General features: G+C 60.2%; 14 protein-coding genes. 11 read left to right on the top strand and 3 right to left on the bottom strand.

The window, feature by feature from the left end; all coding sequences use genetic code 11:
• Positions 1-285 precede the first annotated feature (285 nt).
• The 8 genes from H3S97_RS06675 (at position 286) to H3S97_RS06640 (ending at position 9,722) form a co-directional block, all read left to right on the top strand.
• Complete coding sequence (locus H3S97_RS06675) at positions 286-1,611, top strand: ABC transporter substrate-binding protein (RefSeq protein ID WP_198176903.1); 1,326 nt, start codon at positions 286-288, stop codon at positions 1,609-1,611.
• A gap of 131 nt (positions 1,612-1,742) precedes the next feature.
• The gene (locus H3S97_RS06670) at positions 1,743-2,699 is read left to right on the top strand and encodes a carbohydrate ABC transporter permease (protein WP_198176904.1); all 957 of its coding nucleotides are present in this window, start codon (positions 1,743-1,745) and stop codon (positions 2,697-2,699) included.
• Entirely contained in the window at positions 2,699-3,604 is a 906-nt protein-coding gene (locus H3S97_RS06665; protein ID WP_198176905.1) for a carbohydrate ABC transporter permease, read from the top strand. Before H3S97_RS06670 ends, H3S97_RS06665 begins: the two co-directional genes overlap by 1 nt.
• Before the next feature lie 49 nt (positions 3,605-3,653).
• The gene (gene gnpA, locus H3S97_RS06660) at positions 3,654-5,849 is read left to right on the top strand and encodes a 1,3-beta-galactosyl-N-acetylhexosamine phosphorylase (protein WP_198176906.1); all 2,196 of its coding nucleotides are present in this window, start codon (positions 3,654-3,656) and stop codon (positions 5,847-5,849) included.
• Entirely contained in the window at positions 5,836-6,915 is a 1,080-nt protein-coding gene (locus tag H3S97_RS06655) for a phosphotransferase enzyme family protein (protein ID WP_198176907.1), read from the top strand. The genes gnpA and H3S97_RS06655 overlap by 14 nt, the downstream gene beginning before the upstream one ends.
• Positions 6,912-8,444, top strand: a complete 1,533-nt coding sequence (locus tag H3S97_RS06650) for a galactose-1-phosphate uridylyltransferase (protein WP_198176908.1) — start codon at positions 6,912-6,914, stop codon at positions 8,442-8,444. Before H3S97_RS06655 ends, H3S97_RS06650 begins: the two co-directional genes overlap by 4 nt.
• Before the next feature lie 59 nt (positions 8,445-8,503).
• Complete coding sequence (locus H3S97_RS06645; RefSeq protein WP_198176909.1) at positions 8,504-9,244, top strand: SDR family oxidoreductase; 741 nt, start codon at positions 8,504-8,506, stop codon at positions 9,242-9,244.
• A 112-nt stretch (positions 9,245-9,356) separates the two neighbouring features.
• On the top strand, positions 9,357-9,722 hold the full coding sequence (locus H3S97_RS06640) for a TIGR02328 family protein (protein ID WP_198176910.1): 366 nt from the start codon (positions 9,357-9,359) through the stop codon (positions 9,720-9,722).
• 157 nt (positions 9,723-9,879) lie between these two features.
• Here H3S97_RS06640 and H3S97_RS06635 read toward each other — a convergent pair whose 3' ends face one another.
• Positions 9,880-11,130 (bottom strand): MFS transporter, encoded by a 1,251-nt coding sequence (locus H3S97_RS06635; RefSeq protein ID WP_198220068.1) that lies wholly within the window; start codon positions 11,128-11,130, stop codon positions 9,880-9,882.
• Positions 11,131-11,661: 531 nt separating this feature from the next.
• Here H3S97_RS06635 and H3S97_RS06630 point away from each other — a divergent pair.
• Both H3S97_RS06630 and H3S97_RS06625 read left to right on the top strand, forming a co-directional pair.
• Positions 11,662-16,119, top strand: a complete 4,458-nt coding sequence (locus H3S97_RS06630; protein WP_198220067.1) for an SdrD B-like domain-containing protein — start codon at positions 11,662-11,664, stop codon at positions 16,117-16,119.
• 236 nt (positions 16,120-16,355) lie between these two features.
• Positions 16,356-16,772 (top strand): glycerophosphodiester phosphodiesterase, encoded by a 417-nt coding sequence (locus H3S97_RS06625; protein ID WP_154313260.1) that lies wholly within the window; start codon positions 16,356-16,358, stop codon positions 16,770-16,772.
• A gap of 82 nt (positions 16,773-16,854) precedes the next feature.
• Here H3S97_RS06625 and H3S97_RS06620 read toward each other — a convergent pair whose 3' ends face one another.
• Both H3S97_RS06620 and H3S97_RS06615 read right to left on the bottom strand, forming a co-directional pair.
• The gene (locus tag H3S97_RS06620) at positions 16,855-17,625 is read right to left on the bottom strand and encodes an MIP/aquaporin family protein (RefSeq protein WP_198187579.1); all 771 of its coding nucleotides are present in this window, start codon (positions 17,623-17,625) and stop codon (positions 16,855-16,857) included.
• Positions 17,626-17,882: 257 nt separating this feature from the next.
• On the bottom strand, positions 17,883-21,377 hold the full coding sequence (locus H3S97_RS06615; protein WP_198220066.1) for an SNF2-related protein: 3,495 nt from the start codon (positions 21,375-21,377) through the stop codon (positions 17,883-17,885).
• 160 nt (positions 21,378-21,537) lie between these two features.
• On the opposite strand from H3S97_RS06615, the gene H3S97_RS06610 reads away from it, so the two are divergent.
• Entirely contained in the window at positions 21,538-23,010 is a 1,473-nt protein-coding gene (locus H3S97_RS06610; RefSeq protein WP_198220065.1) for a DHA2 family efflux MFS transporter permease subunit, read from the top strand.
• Positions 23,011-23,100 lie beyond the last annotated feature (90 nt).

The following is a 23,100-nucleotide window of genomic DNA, read 5'->3' as shown; positions in this document are numbered from 1 at the left end:
TAGCCCTGACTGAAAGGGGCGGCGAGGTCTTGTACCCCGCCGCCCCTTTCAATATCTCTAGACTGCAATTACCGCTGATACCAATTTCTCAACAAGTCGGCACGGTCAAGCTTGACCGATATGGGGGCGGCAGAACCAAGAGCATTCCCGGAAAATCGATTTCACCGTCAAGGCAGGAAGGCCGACTTATGAATTGTAAATAGTGTTGACAATTAGGTCTGATGTGTTAATCTGAAACTGGTCGTCTGGTGACGACGACGGCCATTTACCGTAAAGGAGCGGGAAATGATATTCGAAGGAAAACGACTACTTGCCGCGGTGACGTCGCTGGCGGCCCTGAGCATAGCCCTGTCGGGCTGCGGCTCATCGGGAACGTCTAAGTCCTCGTCTGAAAGCGCGTCTTCCAAGTCGGGCGAAAAGGTGCAGATCACCTACCTGCACCGGCTGCCGGACAAGCCGAACATGACCCCCGTCAATGATATCGTCGCGCGGTGGAACAAGTCCCACCCCAACATTCAGGTCAAGGCAACCAAGTTCAACGGCAAGTCGGCCGAGATGATCAAGAAGCTGGAGACCGATGTCAAGGCTGGCAACGCACCGGATCTGGCCCAGGTGGGCTATGCCGAGCTGCCGGAAGTCTACACCAAGAGCATGCTGGAGGACGTCAGTGCCCAGGCCTCCAAATACAAGGACAATTTCTCCCCCGGCGCCTACAAGCTTATGGGTATTGACGGCAAGATGTTCGGCCTGCCGCAGGACACCGGCCCGCTGGTCTACTTCTACAACAAGGCCGAATTCGACAAGCTGGGCATTTCAGTGCCCACCTCCAAGGACGAACTGATCGAAACCGCCAAGAAGGCGGCTGCACAGGGCAAATACATCATGTCCTACCAGCCCGACGAGGCCGGCAACATGATGCCAGGCCTGGCCGGCGCCACCAAGCCCTGGTACACCGTGAAAAACGATGCCTGGGTGGTGGACACCCAGACCGACGGCTCCAAGCAGGTGGCCGACGTTTACCAGCAGCTGCTGGATGCCAAAGCTGCCCCCACCAATCCGCGCTGGGACCCCTCTTTCGATGCTTCACTCAAGAACGGCCAGCTCATCGGCACCGTGGGCTCCGCCTGGGAAGCACCTCTTATCGTTGACACCATGGGTGATACCGGCAAGGGTGATTGGCGCGTAGCCCAGCTGGGCGACTGGTTCGGCAACTCCGGCAAATCCAGCCCCGACGGCGGATCCGGTGTCGCTGTGCTCAAGGGCAGCAAGCATCCTGAACAGGCCATGGAGTTCCTCAACTGGTTCAACACCCAGGTCAAGGACCTGACCTCCCAGGGCCTGGTACTGGCCGCCACCACCGAGGACGCTAAGACCCCCGAAAGCTGGTCATCCTTCTTCGGCGATCAGGACCTCATGAAGGAGTTCGCCACTGCCAACAAGAACATGGGCGATTTCACCTACATGCCGGGCTTCTCCTCAGTAGCTGCGGCCATGACCGAAACCGCCGCCAAGGCTGCCACCGGGCAGGCCAAGGTTGCCGACATCTTCTCGCAGGCTCAGACCACATCTGTAGCCACCCTCAAGGACTACGGCCTGGCCGTCGCCAAGTAATCGACACGATCAGGGCCGAGCGGGACCATCCCTGCTATTTGGGGCCCGAAGACGTTGAACGCGTTTCGGGCCCCAAACATGCTCGGCCATAATCCCATTTTCTCTTCAAGACAAGGACAGGTGTACCCAGAATGAGTGCTACACGGCGGTCGTCAGCTGCCCGACCGGGCAGGACGGGACGCTCGGATGCGGTGAAACGGGCCGAACGCACGGGTTGGGCTTTCATGGCCCCCTTCGGCATCCTGTTCATCGTGGTCTTCATCATCCCCATCATCTATGCCATTTATTCCAGCTTCTTCCAGGATGTCGCATCAGGCGGCGGCGCCTATGGGGGCGGAACCATGGTCAATAAATTCGTAGGTCTGACCAACTTCAAGTACGTGGTGACCTCGGCCGCCTTCTGGTCGGGAATCGGGCGAGTGCTGATTTATACCCTGATTCAGGTGCCGATCATGATCATCGCCGCCCTGGCGCTGGCCATGGTACTGGATTCCTACATGGTCAAGCACGTGACCCCCTTCCGGCTGGGATACTTCCTGCCCTATGCCATCCCCGGGGTGGTCGCATCCATCATCTGGGTCTTCCTTTACAACCCGCAGATCTCACCCATCGTCAAGGGCCTGTCCTCCTTGGGCATCACTGTGGATTTCTTCGCCGGCAAGGTCGTGTTGGCATCCATGGCCAACATCACCACCTGGACCTTCACCGGATACAATATGCTTATTTTCCTGGCGGCCCTGCAAGCCATCCCTCATGATTTGTACGAGGCGGCCCGCATCGACGGGGCCACAGGCCTGCAGATCGCCCTGCACATCAAGCTGCCCAACGTGCGCGGCGCCGCCCTGCTGGCCATGCTGCTCTCCATCATCGGCACCATTCAGCTCTTCAATGAGCCGCAGGTCATGCAGACAGCCGATCCAGGCATCTCCAACTCCTTCACGCCCATGATGATGGCCATGAACACCTCCCGTGGGACTTTGACCCCCAAAGGCAATGGTCCTGCATCGGCCATCGCCATCGTCATGGCCCTGATTGCCGGCGTGCTGGCCTTCCTCTACGCCTGGATCGAAAGGAAGGTGAACGAATAATGCGCATCTTTCACACAAGAAGCGGGTCCACCCAGGAACTGCCACGTTCCATGCGCCCCTCCCACCTGGCCAAGATCATCACCGTGGCCGTCCTGATCATCACCTTGATCTACTTCCTCTTCCCCATCTACTGGGCTGTCATCGCCTCTACCAAGTCGCCTTCCCAGCTGATCGGCAGCAATGGCATCTGGTTCGCATCGAGCCTCAAAGACCTGCCCGGCGCCATAGCCACCAATTACAGCAAGCTGCTGGGCTGGACACATGCCAGATTCTGGCAGTGGGTTGCCAATTCGTTGATCTACTCAGGCGTATCCGCGGTGATCGGAACCATCGTCTCGGTCATGGCAGGCTATGGAACAGCTAAATTCAACTTCCGCGGGAAGGGCATAGCAATGGCCGTCGTCATGGCATCCCTGCTCATGCCTGCCGCGCTGATGACCATTCCCCAGTACTCCATCTTCCAGGCCCTTCATTTGGACAACACCATGCTGTCCATCATCATTCCCTGCTCGGTCTCGCCCTTCGGATTCTTCCTAGGAAGGGTATATGCGCAGAGTTCGGTGCCCACGGAACTGCTGGAAGCAGCCAGAATCGACGGAGCCGGCGAGGCGCGCATCTTCTTCACCATTGTCCTCAGGCTGCTGGCGCCGGCCATGGTGACCATTTTCCTCTTCCTGTTCGTGGCCACCTGGAACAACTTCCTGCTGCCACTGATGATGCTCTCCGGCGAAGGGCTCTACCCGGTGACCCTGGGTCTGTATGGCATGGTCTCCCTGCCCACATTCAACGACAGAGGCGCCCTGATGATGGGGGCCCTGCTGGGCGTGCTGCCGGTCATCATCCTCTTCCTATGCCTGCAGCGGTTCTGGCAGGCCGGTCTCGCCGCCGGAGCCGTCAAGGGCTGAAGCTCATCCACCGACCAACCCATACATCTGCGAAGGAGCATGCTGACATATGAGCACCACAGGCCGATTCACGTTGCCTGGCGAGGAGCATTTCGTCAAGCAAACCGAGGAGCTTTGCCGACGGTGGGGGGCGGATGCCATCCGCAACTCCGACGGCACCAGCCTGGACAGGGAGCTGCTGGGACTGGGGAAGAAAGTCTATAGCGCCTATTTCCCAGCCAGAGGCTACAACGAGTGGATCCGCGAGCATATGGACGAGACGCCACAGGTCTTCCTGCTGACCGATCGGGTCCTGGCCCAGAACGGGCGGGTCGACATAGATTTGATGGCCGGCTTCTTCGACCAGCAATTCACCCCCAACCGCGATGACGACCCCCACCGATACTGGGAGGTGATAGACCGGACCACCGGCGCGGTGCTGCCCGACGAATCCTGGAATCTGGATCCTGACCTGGACCGTGTCCACATCGAGGGGGCCATGCCGATGCATGAATATACGGTCACCTTCCTGGCCCGCATCATCTGGGATCCGGTGGAGATGTACAACCACCTGACCAACGACTGGGGCGACCGGGAGCACCAGATTCCCCTGGATATCTACCACCCCGCCACCCGCGACTTCGCCATGAAGGCCTTCGCCCGATGGCTGAAGGACAACCCCTCCACCGACGTGGTCCGCTTTACTACCTTCTTCTACCAGTTCACGCTGCTCTACGACCAGCATCAGCAGGAAAAGATCGTCGACTGGCTGGGCTACGCCTGTACGGTCAGCCCTAGGGCCATCGAGGATTTTTCAAAGGAATACGGATACCGCCCACGGGCCGAGGACTTCGTTCGGGACGGCTCCTACAATTCCTCCTTCCTGGTCCCCACCCGAACACAGCGCGACTGGATGGACTTCATCAGTCATTTCGTAAGGGCCAATGTGGCCACCATGGTCGACATGACCCACGCAGCCGGCAAGGAAGCCATGATGTTCCTAGGCGACCAGTGGATCGGCACCGAACCTTATCGGCCCGGGTTCTCCGATCTCAAACTGGATGCCGTGGTCGGATCCGTCGGCGACGGAACCACCCTGCGCATGATCGCCGACATTCCCGGTGTCCGATACACCGAGGGACGATTCCTGCCATATTTCTTCCCCGATACCTTCCACGAAGGCAACGACCCCAGCATCGAAGGCTTGGACAACTGGAGGAAGGCCCGACGGGCCATCCTGCGCAGCCCCATATCGCGTATGGGCTACGGCGGCTACCCCTCACTGGCGATAAAATTCCCCAAGTTCGTGGACACCGTGGCGGCCATCGCCGAGGAGTTCCGCGACCTGCACCGGCACACTGGAAGCCGTCCAGCCGCCACACAGCTGACCGTGGCGGTGCTCAACTCCTGGGGGGCCATGCGCTCGTGGATGGCCTATACCGTGGCCCACGCCCTGCCCAACCAGCAGACCGCCTCCTACTACGGCATCCTGGAGGCCCTCTCGGGCATGCGAGTCTCCGTCCGTTTCATCAGCTTTGACGACCTGCTGAATCAGGGCGTGGACCCGGACATCGACGTCATCATCTGCGGCGGGCCGGAAGGCACCGCTTTCAGCGGCGGAGCGGTTTGGAAGAACCCCGAACTGATCAGGATCCTGCGCACTTGGACGGACAACGGCGGCGGCCTGATCGGAGTCGGCCAGCCTACGGCTCTGGACTGGCAGGGACGCTTCTTCCAGCTGGCTGACATCTTCGGCGTGGATCAGGAGCGTTACCGGACGCTTTCCGTGGACAAGCACTTCTCCCCACCTGTCCAAGACCACTTCATCACGCATGACCTGCCGAGGGATGCCCGTGCTGACTTCGGCCATCCGATTCTCGACACCTACCCCATCGATGGACGTACGGACCTGCTCAAAGCCGAGGGCGGCCAGGTCCAGCTGGCCGTGCGAGACTATGGCAGCGGACGCGGAGTATACCTGTCCGGCCTGCCCTATTCGGCAGTCAACGCCCGCCTGCTGGAGCGAGCCCTGTTCTGGGCGGCCCGCAAGGAGGAGCAATACCGGAAGTGGAGCAGCGACAATCCCGAATGCGAGGTGGCCGTCTTTCCGCAGGCCGGAACCTTCTGCGTAATCAACAACAGCGAAATGGAGCAGAGGACCGAAATCCGTCTTCCTGATGGAACAAGCCGAGTTCTTGACCTGGAACCCTCCGCCATAGTCTGGCAGCCGCTGCCTTCGGAAAAGAGGGATCATGAGGATCGATGAGAGCACACCGCGTCAGGTGGCGGAACACTTCGCCGTGGAGGGCAACCTGGAGGACGTCACCCCCTACGGCAACGGGCATATCAATGTCACCTACCTGGCCAGGACCGACCGACATCGGTACATTCTGCAGCAGATGAACACGACGGTTTTCCCCGACACTGCGGCCCTGATGCACAACATCGAGCTGGTCACCGACTTCCTGCGCTCGCAGGGGCAGGAGACCCTGGACATCGTGCCCACCGATCAGGGCGCCTCCTGGTACCAAAGCGACCAAGGAGCCTGGCGGGTCTACAAATTCATCGAGCACACGCGATCCTATGAGATGGTGCCCAACCCCCAGGTCTTTCGCAATGCCGGAGACGCTTTCGGACGTTTCCAGAATTATCTTGCCGGCTTCGATGCCTCCCAACTGAACGTGACCATCCCCCATTTTCATGACACACCCAAACGCTTTCGTGATCTGATGACCGCTGTCGAGGCCGACCGTCTAGGCCGGGTCAGGGAATGCCTGGAGGAGATTGATTTCTTCCGACAACGCGCGGATCGTTACGGCACCGTGATGGGGGGCCTGGCAGATGGAACCATCCCCCTGAGAGTGACCCACAACGATACCAAGCTCAACAACATTCTCATGGACGAGACCACCGGCCAAGCCAGGGCAATCATCGATCTGGACACGATCATGCCCGGCTCCATGCTCTTCGACTTCGGGGATTCCATCCGCTTCGGGGCCTCCACTGCGCTGGAGGACGAACAGGACTTGGCAAAGGTGCACTTTGACACCAATCTCTTCCAGGCCTACGCCCAAGGGTTCATCGGAGCAGTCCGCTCAAGCATCACCGATCGGGAGGCCCGGCTGCTTCCCCTGAGCGCCCTGCTGATGACCGAGGAATGCGGCATGCGATTCCTGACCGACTACCTGCAAGGGGACACCTACTTCGCCGTCGCCTATCCTGAGCACAATCTGGTGCGTTGTCGTACGCAGGTGACCCTGGCCCGTCAGATGGAAAAATCCACAGATCAGACTTCCAGCATGGTCAGGCAAATCATGGAGGACACCAGATGATCCCACGGACCGATCCACAGGAATCCGAAAAACAACCTACCCTGGATGCAGACCTGGATGCCCTTCTGGACTTTGCCCGCCGACATCTGGAATTGGACGAACGCGACACGGACTGGACGCGCAATCGCCTGCTGGCACTGCTGGATTTGGACTCCTACGTTCCCAGCGACCGGGCTTCCGCCCGTCAATCGACAGGCCAAGGCTCCACAGCCGAAGAGATCACCGACTTGCTGGCGGCTTTTTGCCGGGATGCCCACGCCGCAGGTGTGTTCACCGCTGATCAGGACGCGGCAGTCACTGATCGCCTCATGGGCCAGATCACACGTTCCCCATCCCAGGTGGCCGACAGGTTCGCCGCCGTCGAGGCAGAAAAGGGATCCATGGCCGCCATGCGCTGGCTTTATGACTACGGGATCGCATCGACCTACATCAAAAAAACCGACCTGGATCGCAACCCCAGGTTCGAATCCCAGGGCCTGATCATCACCATCAACCAGGCCAAACCCGAGTTCCGCACCATGGCCAAGGCCGCAGCCGGCAATCGGGTCGGCAGCGGTTACCCGGCATGCACCATATGCAGAACCAACGAAGGCTTCGCCGGACGAGGCAGAAGCACCCTGCGCACTCTGGGCATGACCCTTGGCGGTCATCCCTGGTTCTGGCAGTTCTCCCCCTACGGCTACTTCGACCAGCACGGCATCTGCGTCAACGCCGAACACAGACCCATGCGTGTGGACCGGGAGACTTTTGGCAATCTTCTGGACTTCGTGGATCGTTTCCCAGGCTACTTCCTGGGATGCAATGCCGCCCTGCCGGGAATCGGCGGGTCGGTGCTGGCCCACGACCACTACCAGGGCGGAGGGGAAATCCTGCCCCTGCATAAGGCGCCAGCCAGAATGGCCATGTCCCTGCCGGGCACGTCTGGCATGCTGATCGAGATTCCGGACTGGCCAGGCACAGCCATCCGCCTGATAGATCATGATCGGGAAGCCATCATCGAGGTAAGCGACCTGATCCGGCGTGGCTGGATCGATTACTCAGACGAAGCTCTCAACATCCGCCCACAGGGTCCCCGGGGCCGTCAATCAGCGCTCTCACCCAGTGCGCTCATCACTGAGCGGGGATACGAGATGAACCTGATTCTGCGCAATAACGGGGTCAGCGAGCAGTATCCGGACGGCATCTTCCACGTTCATCCTGAGTTCTACGCCATCAAGCAGGAGCCCATCGGATTAATCGAAGCCCAGGGTCTCTTCGTTCTGCCAGGTCGCTTGGTGCCGCAGCTGACGAGACTTGCCCGGGCCCTGGAAGATGGCGAGGATCTTCCAGGGTCCTTGAAAGAATTCCGCAATCAGTGGGATGAGCTGACGGCCATGCTGGGGGGATCACGCGATCCTCAACAGATTCGTTCGGCCATACGCCGGGAATTGGGCGATGTCTGCAAACGGATCCTAGGCAACACCGCAGTATTCAAGGATCCCATGCAGACCAGGGCCTTCCTGCTCGGACTGGGATTCATCGATCGATAGCGTGGGCATGCCATCCCATAGGATGGAATACGGCAGCACATCTCTATAAAGGAGTGGATATGACTGATCGTCTACAAGGCAAGGTAGCCATCATCACCGGAGGAACCGGCGGTATGGGCGTGGGCATAGCCGAATGCTTCGTCCGTGAGGGAGCCAAGGTGGCCCTTACCGACATCAAGGAGAGCGATGCCTCCCGCAGCTTTATGCAGGAGCACCCCGGGCAGGTCGTCTTCCACACCCTGGACGTGACCGATGAGGACCAGTGGGTCTCCACCATCGACACCGTTGAGAAGGAGCTGGGCCAGCTGACCACCGTGGTCAACAATGCCGGTGTCGGCGACAAAGGCGTCACCATGGACGAGGAAAGCTACGATGACTGGAAGAAGATCATCGCCATCAACCTGAACGGGACCTTCCTGGGCACCAAGCATGGCATGCGGGTCATGAAGGGCCGTGGCGGATCAATCATCAACATCTCCTCCATCGAGGGCTTCGTGGGCCTGAGCCGGGCCGGAGCCTACAACGCCAGCAAGGGCGGCACCAGGCTGCTGACCAAGTCCGCCGCCCTGGATTCCGCCAACAACGGTTACGGCGTTCGCGTCAACTCGGTCCATCCTGGATTCATCAAGACCCCTCTGATCAGCCAGAGCCTTGAAGACAGGATGAGCAAGCTGACGCCCCTGGGCCATATCGGCGAGCCCCGGGACATCGGCGAGATCTGCATCTATCTGGCCAGCGACGAATCCAAGTTCGCGCTGGGTGCCGAATTCGTTGTGGACGGTGGATTCATCGCCCAGTAAGTAATTGCAGTAGGGAACTGCCCCAACCCCTTCTTCCGCCAGTCCGCTTCACAGTGGTGCAAGCAGCTAGTCTGAAGGAGGGGTTCACTTATGGCCACAACGAGGGGGCATCATGCGACTGTGGCATCAGGATCTGATCCGGCTGCTTCCCAGACAGCAGCTGCTGGGCCAGCATCGGGAGATCACCGCACTGCGGGGCCTGGGCTGGGGTCGGCGGCATGCCACCGTTGACTATGTCTTCCGCCACTGCCCATACAAGCTCTTTCAATTTCATCTGCTGGTCATGGCAACGATGCGCGAGCGCGGCTACCATCCTGATCCTGCCTGGTATGATCCGCTTTACCGCGGCAGGCACTGCCCGCCATACAAGGATTTGACTGCCGTGCCGTTGACGAACCCCATCTATCCCGAGCACGATGCCGCCTATCTGCAGGAGTGCTTGGAGAACCTGGCAGGGAAAGGCATCCATCTGACCTAAGGCGATACTCAGGACCGCTGTCGGCTGACTACTGTGGCCACACAATTCACTGACGTGTACGGCAATATTTGGGAACGGCTGTTTGAATCCGAGTATCTGCCCAAAGACCGTACTTCACCCGACAACCGGTTGAAGGAGATTTGCCAACCGAAGGGCGTTATTCCCGAGTGAGCCTGGATACCGTGGGCACCAAGAGGGAAACCGCCGCCAGCAAGAGCGCCAAAGGTAGCAGCGCCGGCCGGACACCAGTATGGTCGGCCAGAAATCCGATTGCCGGAGGAATAATCCAGGAGACCCCGTAGTAGGCAGTGGAAATGACCGAAGCACGCTGGGCCGCCATGGCTGGATCCCTGGTTGCCAAAGTGGTGACGATTGGCACGCCCAAAGCAGCTCCGACCCCCCAGATCCCAGTGCCCACAAGGCTCAACACAAAAGAGGGCGAAAGAGCGTAGACCAGGATGCCCAGAGCCGAGACCAGAAGGGTCAGGACCAACGAGCGCATGTTCCCCAATCGCTCGACCAGATGCGTCCCCAACAACCTTGAAACGATCATGGCCGCAGCGAAGATGGTGGGAGCAAGACCGGCTTGAGACTCAGGGACGCCGAAGGCATCGACCAGGCCAATCCCGCTCCAGTCGTTGACGGCACCCTCGCTCGCCTCCAGGGCCACGTTGATCAGGGCAAGTATGAGAACCAGGGCATCGCCCCAGGCCGCCAACTGCTTGCCGAAGGCGGACGATCGCCCTTCCCCCTCCTGCCGATCCGAGCGTTCGTCGTCAGCGCCACCCTTGTAATCCCCTAAAGGCTGAGCCGGGCAGAGCCGAACGCAGGCGACCACCAGAGCCAGGCTGACCAACGCATTGACCGCCAGGTGCGCGCCTATGGCCACACCCAGATGAGACAGGAGCGAGCCCAATCCCAAAGCAAGAAACATGCCCAGGCTGTATGAGGCATGGAAGCGCGGCATTATGGACCGAGAGGAGAAGCGCTCCACCGCACCGGCCTCGACGGTGTTGACCGTTCCCCAAAGGCTGATTCCCGCCGAATTGAAGAGCAGCCCTAAAACCACTCCAGGCACCGAACGCAAAGTGACGGCCAGTGCCGCGATTACCATGCCCAGGCACCAGGTGGACGCTGCCAGCAGCATGGCCCGCCGCACGCCCAGCCGATCGGTCAGAACCCCTGAGACCAGCATCCCGACAAGAGCACCGCAGCCGCCCAGGATGGTCATCAGAGCCAGGCCCGAAGGTTGCAGACCGAGGCTGGCCTTGACTGTCGGCAGTCGAGAAATCCAGGCCGAAGTACCGATACCCATGATGATGAAGAACCCGTAGACAGCCGACCGCTCGCGCATTCCGTGACCCGGAAAATCGGCCACCGAGAGGTCACGATGATTCCGTTGGCTCATGCGGGCCTCCCTGCTGTATGCATAGTTGACCCTTTTCTCCGGAGGTGCACAGCAATAGCGCAATCATAGCCAATGACTTTGTATACTGTTCCATATCATAAACATCGAATGACTCGAGAACCATCGTAGACAGTCGACCGGATGACCTGAAGGGGATGCCCGGCCCGACGCCCCAAGCGGTCGTCGGCGCTCAAAAGGAGAAACGTGGCAAAGGGTAATTTGAGCGGAAAAATCCTGGCCGGCCTGATGGCTATGGCCATGTTGATACCCACTATGGCCATAGCCGACAGTGGACAGAAAGCGGATGCCCAGACCACCACATCCACATCAACATCTGCAACGACACATACACGGCAAGCTACTGCGACAAACCAGGCGTCGTCCACGTCGACCCGAACCTCGGCTCGGCACTTAGACGCTGCCACGTCCGGGACGGCTCGAACCACTCAGGAGTCGAAGTCGACCAGCCCGAACCAGGCCGCGCCCATACAACCCAGCAGAAGGCCGACCGCCAAATCGGCAATCAAGGACATGCTGGACACCGACGACGCCGTGGTCACCACCCTGTCCCAGGCCTCACGCTCCACCGGCACGGCTCCTTTCGACAAGGACAACAACCCCGGCAATGACCACGATGCGGACAATGACATAGTGCGCACTTTCGATAAGTTGTCCTACACCTACTCTTTTGCCGTAAATACCCGCAGCGAGACAACCAGCTACCGCCGGGGCCGAATAGGCTTCCAATTCAAACTGAGCCAGCCTGAGGATCGGGTCACCTTTGATGTGGATTCCATGGGCTGGGTGGACAATACGCCGGGATACCAGCCAAAGCAAATTACAGAGACCATCGACGGTCAACCGACACAGGTGCTAACCGTTTACCGGCTACTCACCGCCACAGAGAATTTGTCCACCGTTATTCCGGGATCCTCCAGCGTCACTTTGGTCCTCCGGGTCCGAAGCATGCCCAATGGCAGCAAATTCGCCCCCGAGATCCAGGCCTGGGGCGCTCCGGATACCACCACCAAGACCGATCCTGCTTCGGCCACGTCCGAGCCGGTCACCGTATCGGCCAAGCTCAATCTGAACCTGCGAATCACTGGCGGAACCAATGAAGGCTCCGGCAACCAAACCTTCAACTTCAACACCCCAGCCGCCAGCAATTACCCCAACCATGAGTTGGGCAAGCGCAAGGGGATCATCAGCAAGTTCAACTGGGCCGTTGACATGCGTTGGCCCGATCGGACCAAGGGTCTCAAGGGTCTGGAGGCTCCCATTGGCCCCATAACCTTTTCCCTGTCGCTGAGCAATTTATGGCAGACCGCTGGCGGAGATGCCTACCCGAAAATAGAGGATCTGCAACCCTACTTCTGGGACATCGGCACCATCGACGGCGACTTCAACAACAGCGGGCGCAACACCGGCGATCAGGGCTGGAGACCCACTCTCAGCAACTATGGCTATGCCCGATCCACGGGTGGCACGGCTGGGATGGATCGGGTCCAAGGCAATGGTCAATACACCGTGGCTGAACAGCGCAGCAGCCAGGGCCTCAGGCTGGACCTGACTTTGAAGGACTATGAAACCAACGATCCCTTCCCCTACCTGGGACACACTTATGCACGAGACACCAAGTGCACGCCTGCCCTGGCCTCGACTGACTGCACGAGACAGGAAGTGGCCGAAATCTCCACTGGTTACCTATATGTCTTCAACCCCTCCACCGTCGGCGGCAAGGACGTGGCCAACTACTATGGACAGACCGGTCTGAGCCTGCAGAGCAAGGTCGACGACGGCAACCTGGGTGCGAAATCGCTATCAAACCAGTCTTTGCCCCCTGCCTCTGGCCCCACGGACACGTCAAACCAAACCGACCAATCCGATGACATGTGGCACAACGTCATCTTCACGCAAGGCTCCAGCACATTGAAGGCAGGCATCAGCAACATCATCCAGTACAGTTGCATGACGGCGTCTAACTATTTCGATAACGGCGTGGATTGCGGATGGTGGACTGCTCCTGACAATCTACGGGGGACCGACTCAGCAGTCGCAGGGACCAAAGTGCGGGTAACGGCCGGCTTTAACTTCAAAACCAGCAAGGCCGATCTGCCACTGCTGGGAATGTCCTTGGTCAAGATCGATCCAAAGGTAGTTGGGCTGCCGGACTCCGACGGCCTGGATCTTCCCTGGGGCAATGGCATCTGGCAGAACGGCAAATACAATGATACAACGAGCGATAAAAACCCGTTGCTGGACCTGGTCATGTACGCCACCAAACCCGACGGGAAGGACTGGGAAAACGACACTGAGCAGGCCAATGCCAACATAGAGGACCTGAACTTCTATAGCACACAGGAGGAAGCAAAGAAGCATGGCACGGTTATAGGCATACTGCTGGGCGGGCGCACCGCTGCGCCCTCCAGGTTTGCCGAAGAGAATTCCCGATTCGGCTTCGGCGGATTTGTGATCAACGTCCTCCCCGAGGCCAAGGTAGGTTCGGTAGCCCAGCTGACATCGGTTTCGCGCGCCTTCACCCGCAGCCAATTAGCAGCTATGGCCGGGCTGAACCCTGAGGACTCAAGCGATCAGGAATGGGAGGACTGGGCCAGGAAACAGAACCCCTATGATCTGGCCAAAATCAAATCTCCCGACTTGGCCACGTCGGTCGGCGGCTATACCAAGGCCCGCTATGATCAAATGAACGGTTACCTGGGCGGGGACACCGGCGGCAATGAACACGGGGACAGCCTCTATGTAGCCGGCGAAACCAACACCATCTCCAACGCCGTAGCACAAACAAGCACCAATTCCAGACCCAAAGAATACTTTGACATAGACAGCGATCAACGGTTCGTTGACTGGCGGCTAACCATCAACACCGGCAGTTCAGCTTCCCAAGCCAACAAGGGCGCCCAAACCGAACTCTACATCACCGACAAACTACCAGCAAAGCTCCACTACATCCCCGGCAGCGCCCGATTGGGCGGCACATATACGGAAGCCACGCCTGAAATGGGCCACATAGAGGGCGGAACCGCCTGTGAGCCATCAGTGAGCACGGACTCCGCAACCGGAATCACTACTCTGTCCTGGACACTGACCAACATCCCTGTGGACGGCAACAGCCGGGTCATCCACTTCTCCACCTCCCTAGGCGACCTGACTGACCCTGGCAAAGACATCGGTCCCAACGAGGACCTGACGACCTCTGCCACAGTCCAGTCAAAATACAATATGTCCCAGCCCAACACATACTTGAAGACTGCCGACTCCTTCACCATCCACGCCTGGCGGACCAACACCACCAGCCTTTCCACTTCGGCCGTACAGGATACCAATGAAGCCGGTGCACCAATCGGCTTCACCAACATGCTGAGCAGCACCCCAGGCAGTGGCAAGCAGCATCACTATGCCATCGACATCATGCCGTACAAGCAGACAAGCGGCAAACCCGACTTCCACGGGGAACCTACTTTTGCCGATATGAGCATAAAAGCCTCGGCGGGGGCTGGTCTGAGCGGAGTCACCATCCGCTACACCACAGATTCTCGATGGCGGGTGAATGACACGAGTTCCATACAATCCCGGGATTACCTCTCTTGGGACGCGGCTGACCTGAACCCAACAAGTGGCGAAGTGAAAATGCCTGAAAACGTGGTCGCCTGGGCCTTCATCATCGATGGGCAGCCCAACCAATTCCGCTATGACATTACCTTCCATATAAACCCTGGAAACAACTCCTCCGGCGACCGTTATCGGAATCGCTGGGGCAATGCATTGAACCAAATGCCTGCCCAGGCCATGGTTGTCCAGCGTTCCATCAGTGGCATCGTATGGTACGACGTCAATGGGGACGGCATCCGCTCCTCGGGAGATATTCTGCTTAAGGATGTCAAAGTGACCCTGCTCAACGATACTGACGACAAGCCCGCCAAGTCGGTCGTCACCCCACATGATGATCTGAGCACAAAATCTGATTCCCAGGGCAAGTACGAACTGACCAATATACCGGCAGGGAAATTCCACCTGCGCTTCGACCCCGCTCCGAACACGAACTGGACCCACCTGACTACAACAATCCAAAAGGCCGACACAGCCACCCAGAGCGAAAATTCCTCAGCCAGCGACTTTCTGGAGGACGGAACCATGAAAGGCGCCGTCATCAACGATATTGAGTTCCAGAAGGCCGAGGATATGGTGGACGCGGCCAGCCAATCCCTGGATTTCAACAACTGTGGCCTGACAGGAATGATGGACACCGATGAAGTGTCTGCCGGAGTCGAAGTACGGATCCAAGGCAGGAACTGGCTCGGTACAGACTCCTTCGCGTTGAATGTCAAGCCCCTGGATGGCGCACCGTCCGCAGCGTTGCCCAGCCAAATCACCATCAACGCCGACAACCAAAATACCCAGGTGCCCGTCAACGTGTATGATTTGCCCGGCGATGGCAGCTACAGGTATCGTATCCACCAGGAAACCGGCTCCATTCCTGGCCTGACGTATGATCAGAACGCTGCAATCCTGACCATCACTTTGACAACCGATGCAGCTCGGTTACACCGTACCGCCAAGGCGCAGTGGACCGACAGCAAGGGCAGCAAGATAGACACGGCGGTCTTCACCAACACCTACCAGGCCAAGCCTGATAAGCCGGATCAACCAGATAACCCCGCCGACCCTGGCAACTCCGGCAACTCCGGAGAGCATGACAAGCCGAATCCGCCGGTAGAACCGAGCAAGCCGAGCGAGTCCGATCGTGCACCCAGCAAACCGGATCAAACCGGTTCCAATAGCCAAAAGACGGCACCGGGAAGCCAATCTTCTGATGGCCAGGCGAAGTCCTCTACGGATTCCCCGCCCCTAGCCGCCTCAGGCTCAGACCCAGTCATGCCTGCAGCGCTGACTTTCGGCACTGCCGTCCTCGGCCTGGCGCTGATGTGCTTGCTTCGGCATCGCAGGAATCGAGAGGCCGACCTGGGCTGATAGTTTACCGCATGCGAACACAGTCGGACACGTTTCTCACTAATGACAGCCGCCTATGGCGAACCTCACGGTTCCCTGCCCCTATCCGCAGACGAAATTTGGTATTCTTGCAAGTGGAAGGAATCTTGCATCCAGAGGTCACCGTCGACGATGGACGGTCACCTGAACGGTCATGGCCCTGCACGGTCATGATGTCGATTGTCACACGTGCAGGCCGTCATACAGAAAGGTCAGTCATGGCAGACGATACAGTCATTGTTGTTGATACTTCCATGTTCGGAAAAGATGCCGCCGCGAAGACCGCCAAGGCCAACGAGGTCGCCCGCAAATACGGCATCAGCGACGAGGCCCTCAAGAAGGTCGAGGATTACAAGGATCAGTTGAGCTACCACCAGGCATGGGACCTGCCTTTCCTGGGCTACGTGGACGAGGACGGCTATGGATATGCCTACGTACCCAACAAGGCTGTCGCGGCCGACGGCTGGGATGCCCATAAGGCCTTCCTGGACCTGCCCGATGATGCCCAGACGGCATTCGCCATCCGTATGCTCTTCACCCATCGCGACGTCGACCGCCATGGCGCAGAGATGTTCCTTCACCACGGCCGCGGGCTGACAGTCCGCTTCCAGGAGCCCACCTCAGCCAGCTACTGAGCTCGAGCTACCTTAACCAACTCGCCCCCGGTCCTGTCGTAATAACCCCCTGACAGGGCCAGGGGCTTTTCCATGCCGACGATCAAGGCAGAAGCCCCATCCAGGCAGGCGCTAACACCCCGATGCAGGCTCCGACGATCGGCCCGACAAAGGGTATCCAGGCGTAGCTCCAGTCCGCATCCTTCTCGCCGGACATGGGCAGAAGGCAGTAAGCCAATCGAGCGGAAAAGTCACGTGCTGGATTCATGGCCGCACCAGAAACCCCGCCCAGGGCCATGACCAGAACCGTGATGACCAGGGCTACGCCCAAGGGCCCGACCTGGGTAGGTGTCCCTCCATTGAGGAAAACCCAGGTAACGAGGATGGCCGTACCGATGGCCTCCGATGCCAGATTCCAGAAATTCGAACGTATGGCCGGTTTGGTGCAGAAAACCATGAGTTTGGTATCTGTATCGGTCGGAAGTTCGAAATGCTTGCGAGTGCCCAGGTAGCCCAGGCAGGTGCCGAAGAAAGCCCCCAGGAACTGGGCGGAAACGAAGATGGCCACATTGGCTAAGGTGACCGGAATACCGCCCTTGCCCATGGCCAGACCGTTAAGGGTCGCCTGTGGATCAATCCAGTGACCGACCACCCTGGCCAGGGTCACGGCAGGATTGAGATGGCCGCCCGTTCTCCACCCCGCATATACGCCTACATAGACAGCAAGACCCCAACCCAGCGAAGCGTTGATCCAGTCGGCTCGATAGGCCCCTGTCCTGGGGAGCGACCTGCTGGCTGCAACCATGAAGGCGATGGCCATCATAAGGGCCGTGCCCATGAACTCTGACCAGAACATCTGCGCGCCGCTGATCATGCTCTCTCCTCCAGCTTCCCATCATCAAAGGAGCTGAAAATGGCCAGGCTCCCATAACCCGATAATCGACCGCCGCCGAACCGACAAAACACCGAAGGGGCAGCCGTCAATCTGCTCATGCACATAGTCTTTCGATTTGACTACCGCACCAAGAATAACCGGACCATGGCCCAAGGGTCTCGCAATTGATGATGCCGCCGCATTCAAGACCACCGACCATGAGATTCGAGTGGATTCACATCCCGACGCGATCACAATCAGCCCAGCAGAGCCAGGAGGTCTTTTCTGCTCAGTCTGGCCACGCCGGCGGCGCCGGTGGAGGCGGCGGAATCGACGAAGCGCGATGCCAGGTCACTCTTGCTGTGCTGCAGGTTGAGGATGCGTTCCTCGATGGTGTCCTTGGCCACGATCTGGTAGACGTTGACGTCCTGGGTCTGGCCGATCCGGTGGGCGCGGTCGTTGGCCTGCTCCTGGGCTGCGGCGTTCCACCAGGGGTCCGCATGCACCACCACACAGGCTCCGGTCAGGTTGAGCCCGGTATTGCCGGCCTTCAGGGAGATCAGAAAAACCGGCGTGGCATCCCTATTGAACTGTTCCACCAGCTCCAGCCGCCTCTTCTTGGATGTGGCGCCGGTGATCAGATCATAAGACACGTCCAGCCGACGTAGGCGTTGGGCTATCAGGTCCAGGTAGGAGGTGAACTGGGAGAAGATCAGCATCTTGCGCCCGGCGTCCTGGCAGGAGGCCACCAGATCCTCGATGGCGTCCAGCTTGGCCGAATCGCCACGCCGGTCCCGACCCTGATCCTGGTAGACCAGACGCGGATCGCAGCAGACCTCCCGTAGCCTGGTCAGCTGGGCCAGGACCTGGATTTTTCCGACCTCGTACTCCTGATCCCTCTCCTTGTTGAGGGTAGCCCTCAGCTCCTGTTCCAGGGCCGCATAGAGCTTGCGCTGACGACCCTGCAGGGGCACGCTGATCACGTTTTCGATCTTCTCGGGCAGATCCGTCAGCACCTGTGACTTGAGCCGGCGCAAAATGAAGGGTCCCACCAGGGCCTGGAGCCGGGACTGGGCATCCTGGTCGCCGCTGAGTATGGGCATTTCGAAGCGGTCCCGGAACCGGGAGTAGGGGCCCAGCATCCCAGGCATCAGGAAGTCGAAAATGCTCCAAAGCTCGGAAAGCCGGTTCTCGATGGGTGTGCCCGTCAGGGCGAACCGGTGCAGGCTGTCCAGAGCGCGCACAGCCCGGGCGGCCTTGGTGGCATGGTTCTTGATGTACTGGGCCTCGTCCAAGACCAAGGCATACCAGGGCAGTCTCCGATACCGATCCAGGTCCCGCCTGAGCAGATCATATGAAGTAATCAGCAGGTCGTAGGACCTGGCCTGATCCAGCAGATCCTGACGCTGGCTGCGCCCCCCGGCCAGGACCGCCACCCGCAGATCCGGCGTAAAACGGCGGCATTCAGCCTCCCAGTTGTAGACCAAGGAGGCCGGGCAGACAATCAGCGAAGGTCCACGATCCCTGGCCTGATCCCGACGGGAGAGCAGGTAGGCCAGCATCTGTATGGTCTTGCCCAGGCCCATCTCGTCGGCCAGAATACCGCCGAATCCACGGTCGCTCAGCGTGCATAGCCAACGCAAACCTTCGACCTGGTAGGATCTGAGCTGCCCGCGCAGTCCGTCGGGGACCCTGAACCCCTGAGGGTCGGGCCTGCGCTCCTTCAGGTAGTCGCGGAAGCTGGAATCGCGGTCCTTCTCGGGCACCAGCGCATCCAGGTAGCCGAGCTGGAAGTCAGGCACCCGGACCGGCCCCTTGGCCAGATCAGCCGGGTCGATGCCCAGGTCCTGGGCCAGGGTGTCCACAGCCTCGGTATTCAGATCCGCCAACTCGACAAAGGCCCCGTTGCGCAGGCGATGGAAGCGCCGACGGCGGCGATGGTCGGCCAGAATGGCAGCAGCCTCCTCGGGCCGTACCTCATCGGCGATGGGCGAAATCTCGACCAGACCGGAACGTACTCGCACACCCACGCGGATCTGCGGATGAGAGACGACGCTCAGCCCGTCGAAGGCCGGGGTGGAGAAGACCCGCCCCAGGCCCTTGAGCACGGGCAGGCCCCGGGTCAGCAGGGTGTGGATGGCCTCCTCGTTCTCCTCGGGGATGCGGGCCAGCCCCTCCTCCATCAGAGGGAAATAGCGGCGGACCGTCTGCCGGGCCAAAGACTCGCTCTCCCGGTCCCTGCCGGGTTCATCCTCCGAGGCAGGGTCGACGCCGACGGACAGAAGACGGTCCCCGTAGCGGGCCCTGAGGTCACAGCTGACCCCCTGCCGATCCCTGTCCAGGTAAAGCTCGATCCTGCAAGGCGGCCGCCGCCGGGCATCCAGCTCCTCGGGCAGACTGGCGGAGAGCCCGGATCCTTCCCGGGCACCCTGATCAAGGTCGGGCAGGACGGTCAGGGCGAACAGGTCCAGGTCGTCGGCATCCAGGTGCAGATCACGATCCTCGCCAGGGCGGCAGAGGGTTTCCAACAGGTCCCGATGACGCATGAAACGCGTGCTGCAACGGTGGATGACCGGCCCTGGATCCAGCCCTAAGCCGGGCTGCGAAGGCCGCACGATGACGAAGGAAGAGGCCTGGCCTACGATGAAGCGCTCCACGGCCAGGGCATGGGTGATCCGGTAGCCGTCCGCCTCCTTGCTGACTGCGATGCCGGGATCCGGATCTCCGCCGACCACGGGGGCAGGCATGGTCTGCAGGAAGGAGTCCTCGGGAGGCGTGTAGTCCAGGGTGAGCCCGGAATCCACGAACAGGTCGAGGATCTGCGCCACCTCGTCGTCGCTGAGCCGGATCCCCGCCAACCCTGCGCGTGTAAGACGGCGGCGCATGCCCCCCTCCTGTTCGGCCAGGCTGCGGCGGATGGCGCCGGCCCTTTCCAGAATGGTCAGCAGAGCCTGGGCCCGGTCATCAAAAGTGTCACGAGAATGAATGAAGGCCAGCCGCCTTCCGTAAGACATGAATTCGCCCTGGTCCACGGCGCGCAGCAGGGCCGGCAGATCCTTGACCAGGTAGGCGACCCCGTGGGAGGACATGGTGATGTGCAGACGGACCAGCCATCCTCCGCGCTCACTGGTCAGGTCGGGGATCAGCCCGACCGAGCCGATGGGCAGGTGACGGCCGCCGACCGGCCCGTTCTCCTGCTTGAGCAGGCTCAGCTGGCGGTCACGGAAGGCCTGCCGCCGCCGACCCTCCTGCCGATGCATGTAGGCTGCCAGCGGTCCTGAGGTCGACCGGGCGGACCGGGATCGACCCTGGTCGCCGACCCAGTCATCCGATCCTTCAAAGGCCTGGCTGGACTCGTTGTAGGCCATGATCAGGGCGACTACATGCTTGCAGGCAGAACCCTGGCGCCCAAAGGCCCGGCAGGTGCAGGAGGAGTCGATGACCCGATGTGCCTGCTCGTCCAGCCGAGCCTGGACCATGCAGTCGCCATCCGGCTGATAGGTGGCGGGCACACGCCCCTTGAGAACGGTCAGAGCCCCCAGGTGCCGCAGGCGCAGGTCTGTAAAGCGGCGGTCATCCAGCAGTTGATGGGCGCGGAAGTAGGCCTTGCCGCCCAATCGGCGCAGAGCGGCGTCAGAGATGGTGTCCGGGTCGCCGAAGGTCCGCCCCTCCTCCTCATCGCCCGGATCATAGAAGCCATGGCCTCCTGAACCACCCGCTCTTGACCCGTAGACCGCTGCATGCCAATCCACACACACCCTCCTTATGGTCTCTGACGACCATTCCCGAGCATAACCTTTTCCGTCCAGATGTGGCACGCCTTCGGCGAAGCGAGTAGACATGCCGACTTACGAAAAAATGACCGCCTCCCTAAGATGGCGTGCTGTTTGTCTGAAGAAGGAGATCATTATCTTGCAAAACACGTCCACCTCTGCCTCCGTTCACCGGTCACACCCGGCCGTCCCCCACCCCTGGCCGGCCATCGCCGCGCTGATGATCGGGGCCTTCGTGGGCATGCTGAGTGAAACCTCGCTCAATATCGCCCTGCCCAACCTGATGGAGAGCTTCCAAATCCCGGCTGCCACCGTACAGTGGCTGGTCACGGGATACATGCTGGTCATCGGCATCGTCCTGCCCTTCTCCAGTCTGATCTCCAAGTGGTTCACCACCAGGCAGACCGTGATCTTCGGCCTGGTCGCCTTCCTGGCGGGCTCGGTGGTCTCGGCCATGGCCCCCACCTTCCCCGTCCTTCTGACGGGACGGCTGATCCAGGGCATCGGCACAGGCCTGATCCTGCCGCTCATGTTCACCGTGGCCATGCTGATCTTCCCGCCGGCGCGACTGGGCACGGTCATGGGCATGTGCGCCCTGGTCATCATGTTCGCCCCCGCCATCGGCCCGACCCTGACCGGGATCATCCTGGGCAAGCTGACCTGGCACTGGATCTTCTGGTTCTTCACCCCATTCCTGGTTGTGGCCCTGATCTTCGCCGTCGGCTTCCTGAAGAATGTAGGGACCATCACCCACCAGCGGCCCGACCTGGCATCTATTCTGGAGTCCATTGTCGGCTTCGGCGGACTGGTGGCAGGAGTCAGCCTGGCCAGCCGGTACGGATGGCTCTCCCCGGTCACCCTGACCATCCTGGTTGTAGCCCTCGTAGCCCTGGTCCTTTATATTCGTCGTCAGCTGGGCCTGGAACACCCGGTGCTCAACCTGCGCATCTTCTCCATCCCGGCCTTCCGCTACGGCGCCACCCTGGTCATGCTGGACTTCGCAGTCATCCTCTCCTCCATGTATCTACTGCCCCAGTTCCTGCAGCGGGGACTGCTCCTGCCCGTGGCGATGACCGGCATCCTCATGCTGCCCGGCGGAGCCATCAACGCCCTGGTCTCGGCCTTCGCGGGCCGGCTCTATGACGGCTTCGGGGCTCGTGTGCCCGTCCGCTGCGGATTCCTTATCGCACTGGTGGGTACGGTCATCCTCCTGTTCACCGGCCCGCACACGCCTGTGGCCCTGGTGGTGGCGGCCCACATCATTTTGATGATCGGCTGCCCCCTGGCCATGTCACCGGCCCAGACCTACGCGCTCAACTCCCTGAGCGGCCCGCAGTCCGGCGACGGAAGCACGATCATCAACACCATGCAGCAGATTGTGGGAGCCGTGGCCACGGCCATCACCACCTCCCTGCTGGCCATGGGCGAAGGGCAGGCAGCCGGAGTTGATAAAGCCCAGGCCTTCACCAGGGGCACCCACTACGGATTGATCTTCACCCTGGTGCTGATTCTGGCCGCTCTGGCCGTCTCCCTGAAGGTGCGCAACTTCTCCCACGCCGAGCAGCCAGAGGCCGAGCAAGACATTCAGCAAGCTCCAAGTTCGCACCGCTAGCTTGGGAACGTCCCTGGCTAGACTGGAGGACGACGACCGGACTTAAGGCCTGCCATCGTGGGCCGCCCGGTCATCCCTGGAACGCTATCA

Origin of the sequence: Bifidobacterium choladohabitans (assembly GCF_016102005.1) — a bacterium.
GTDB classification, from domain to species: Bacteria; Actinomycetota; Actinomycetes; order Actinomycetales; family Bifidobacteriaceae; genus Bombiscardovia; species Bombiscardovia choladohabitans.
The sequence above is the reverse complement of the archived record's forward strand: the minus strand, read 5'-3'. Positions and strand labels throughout refer to the sequence as shown.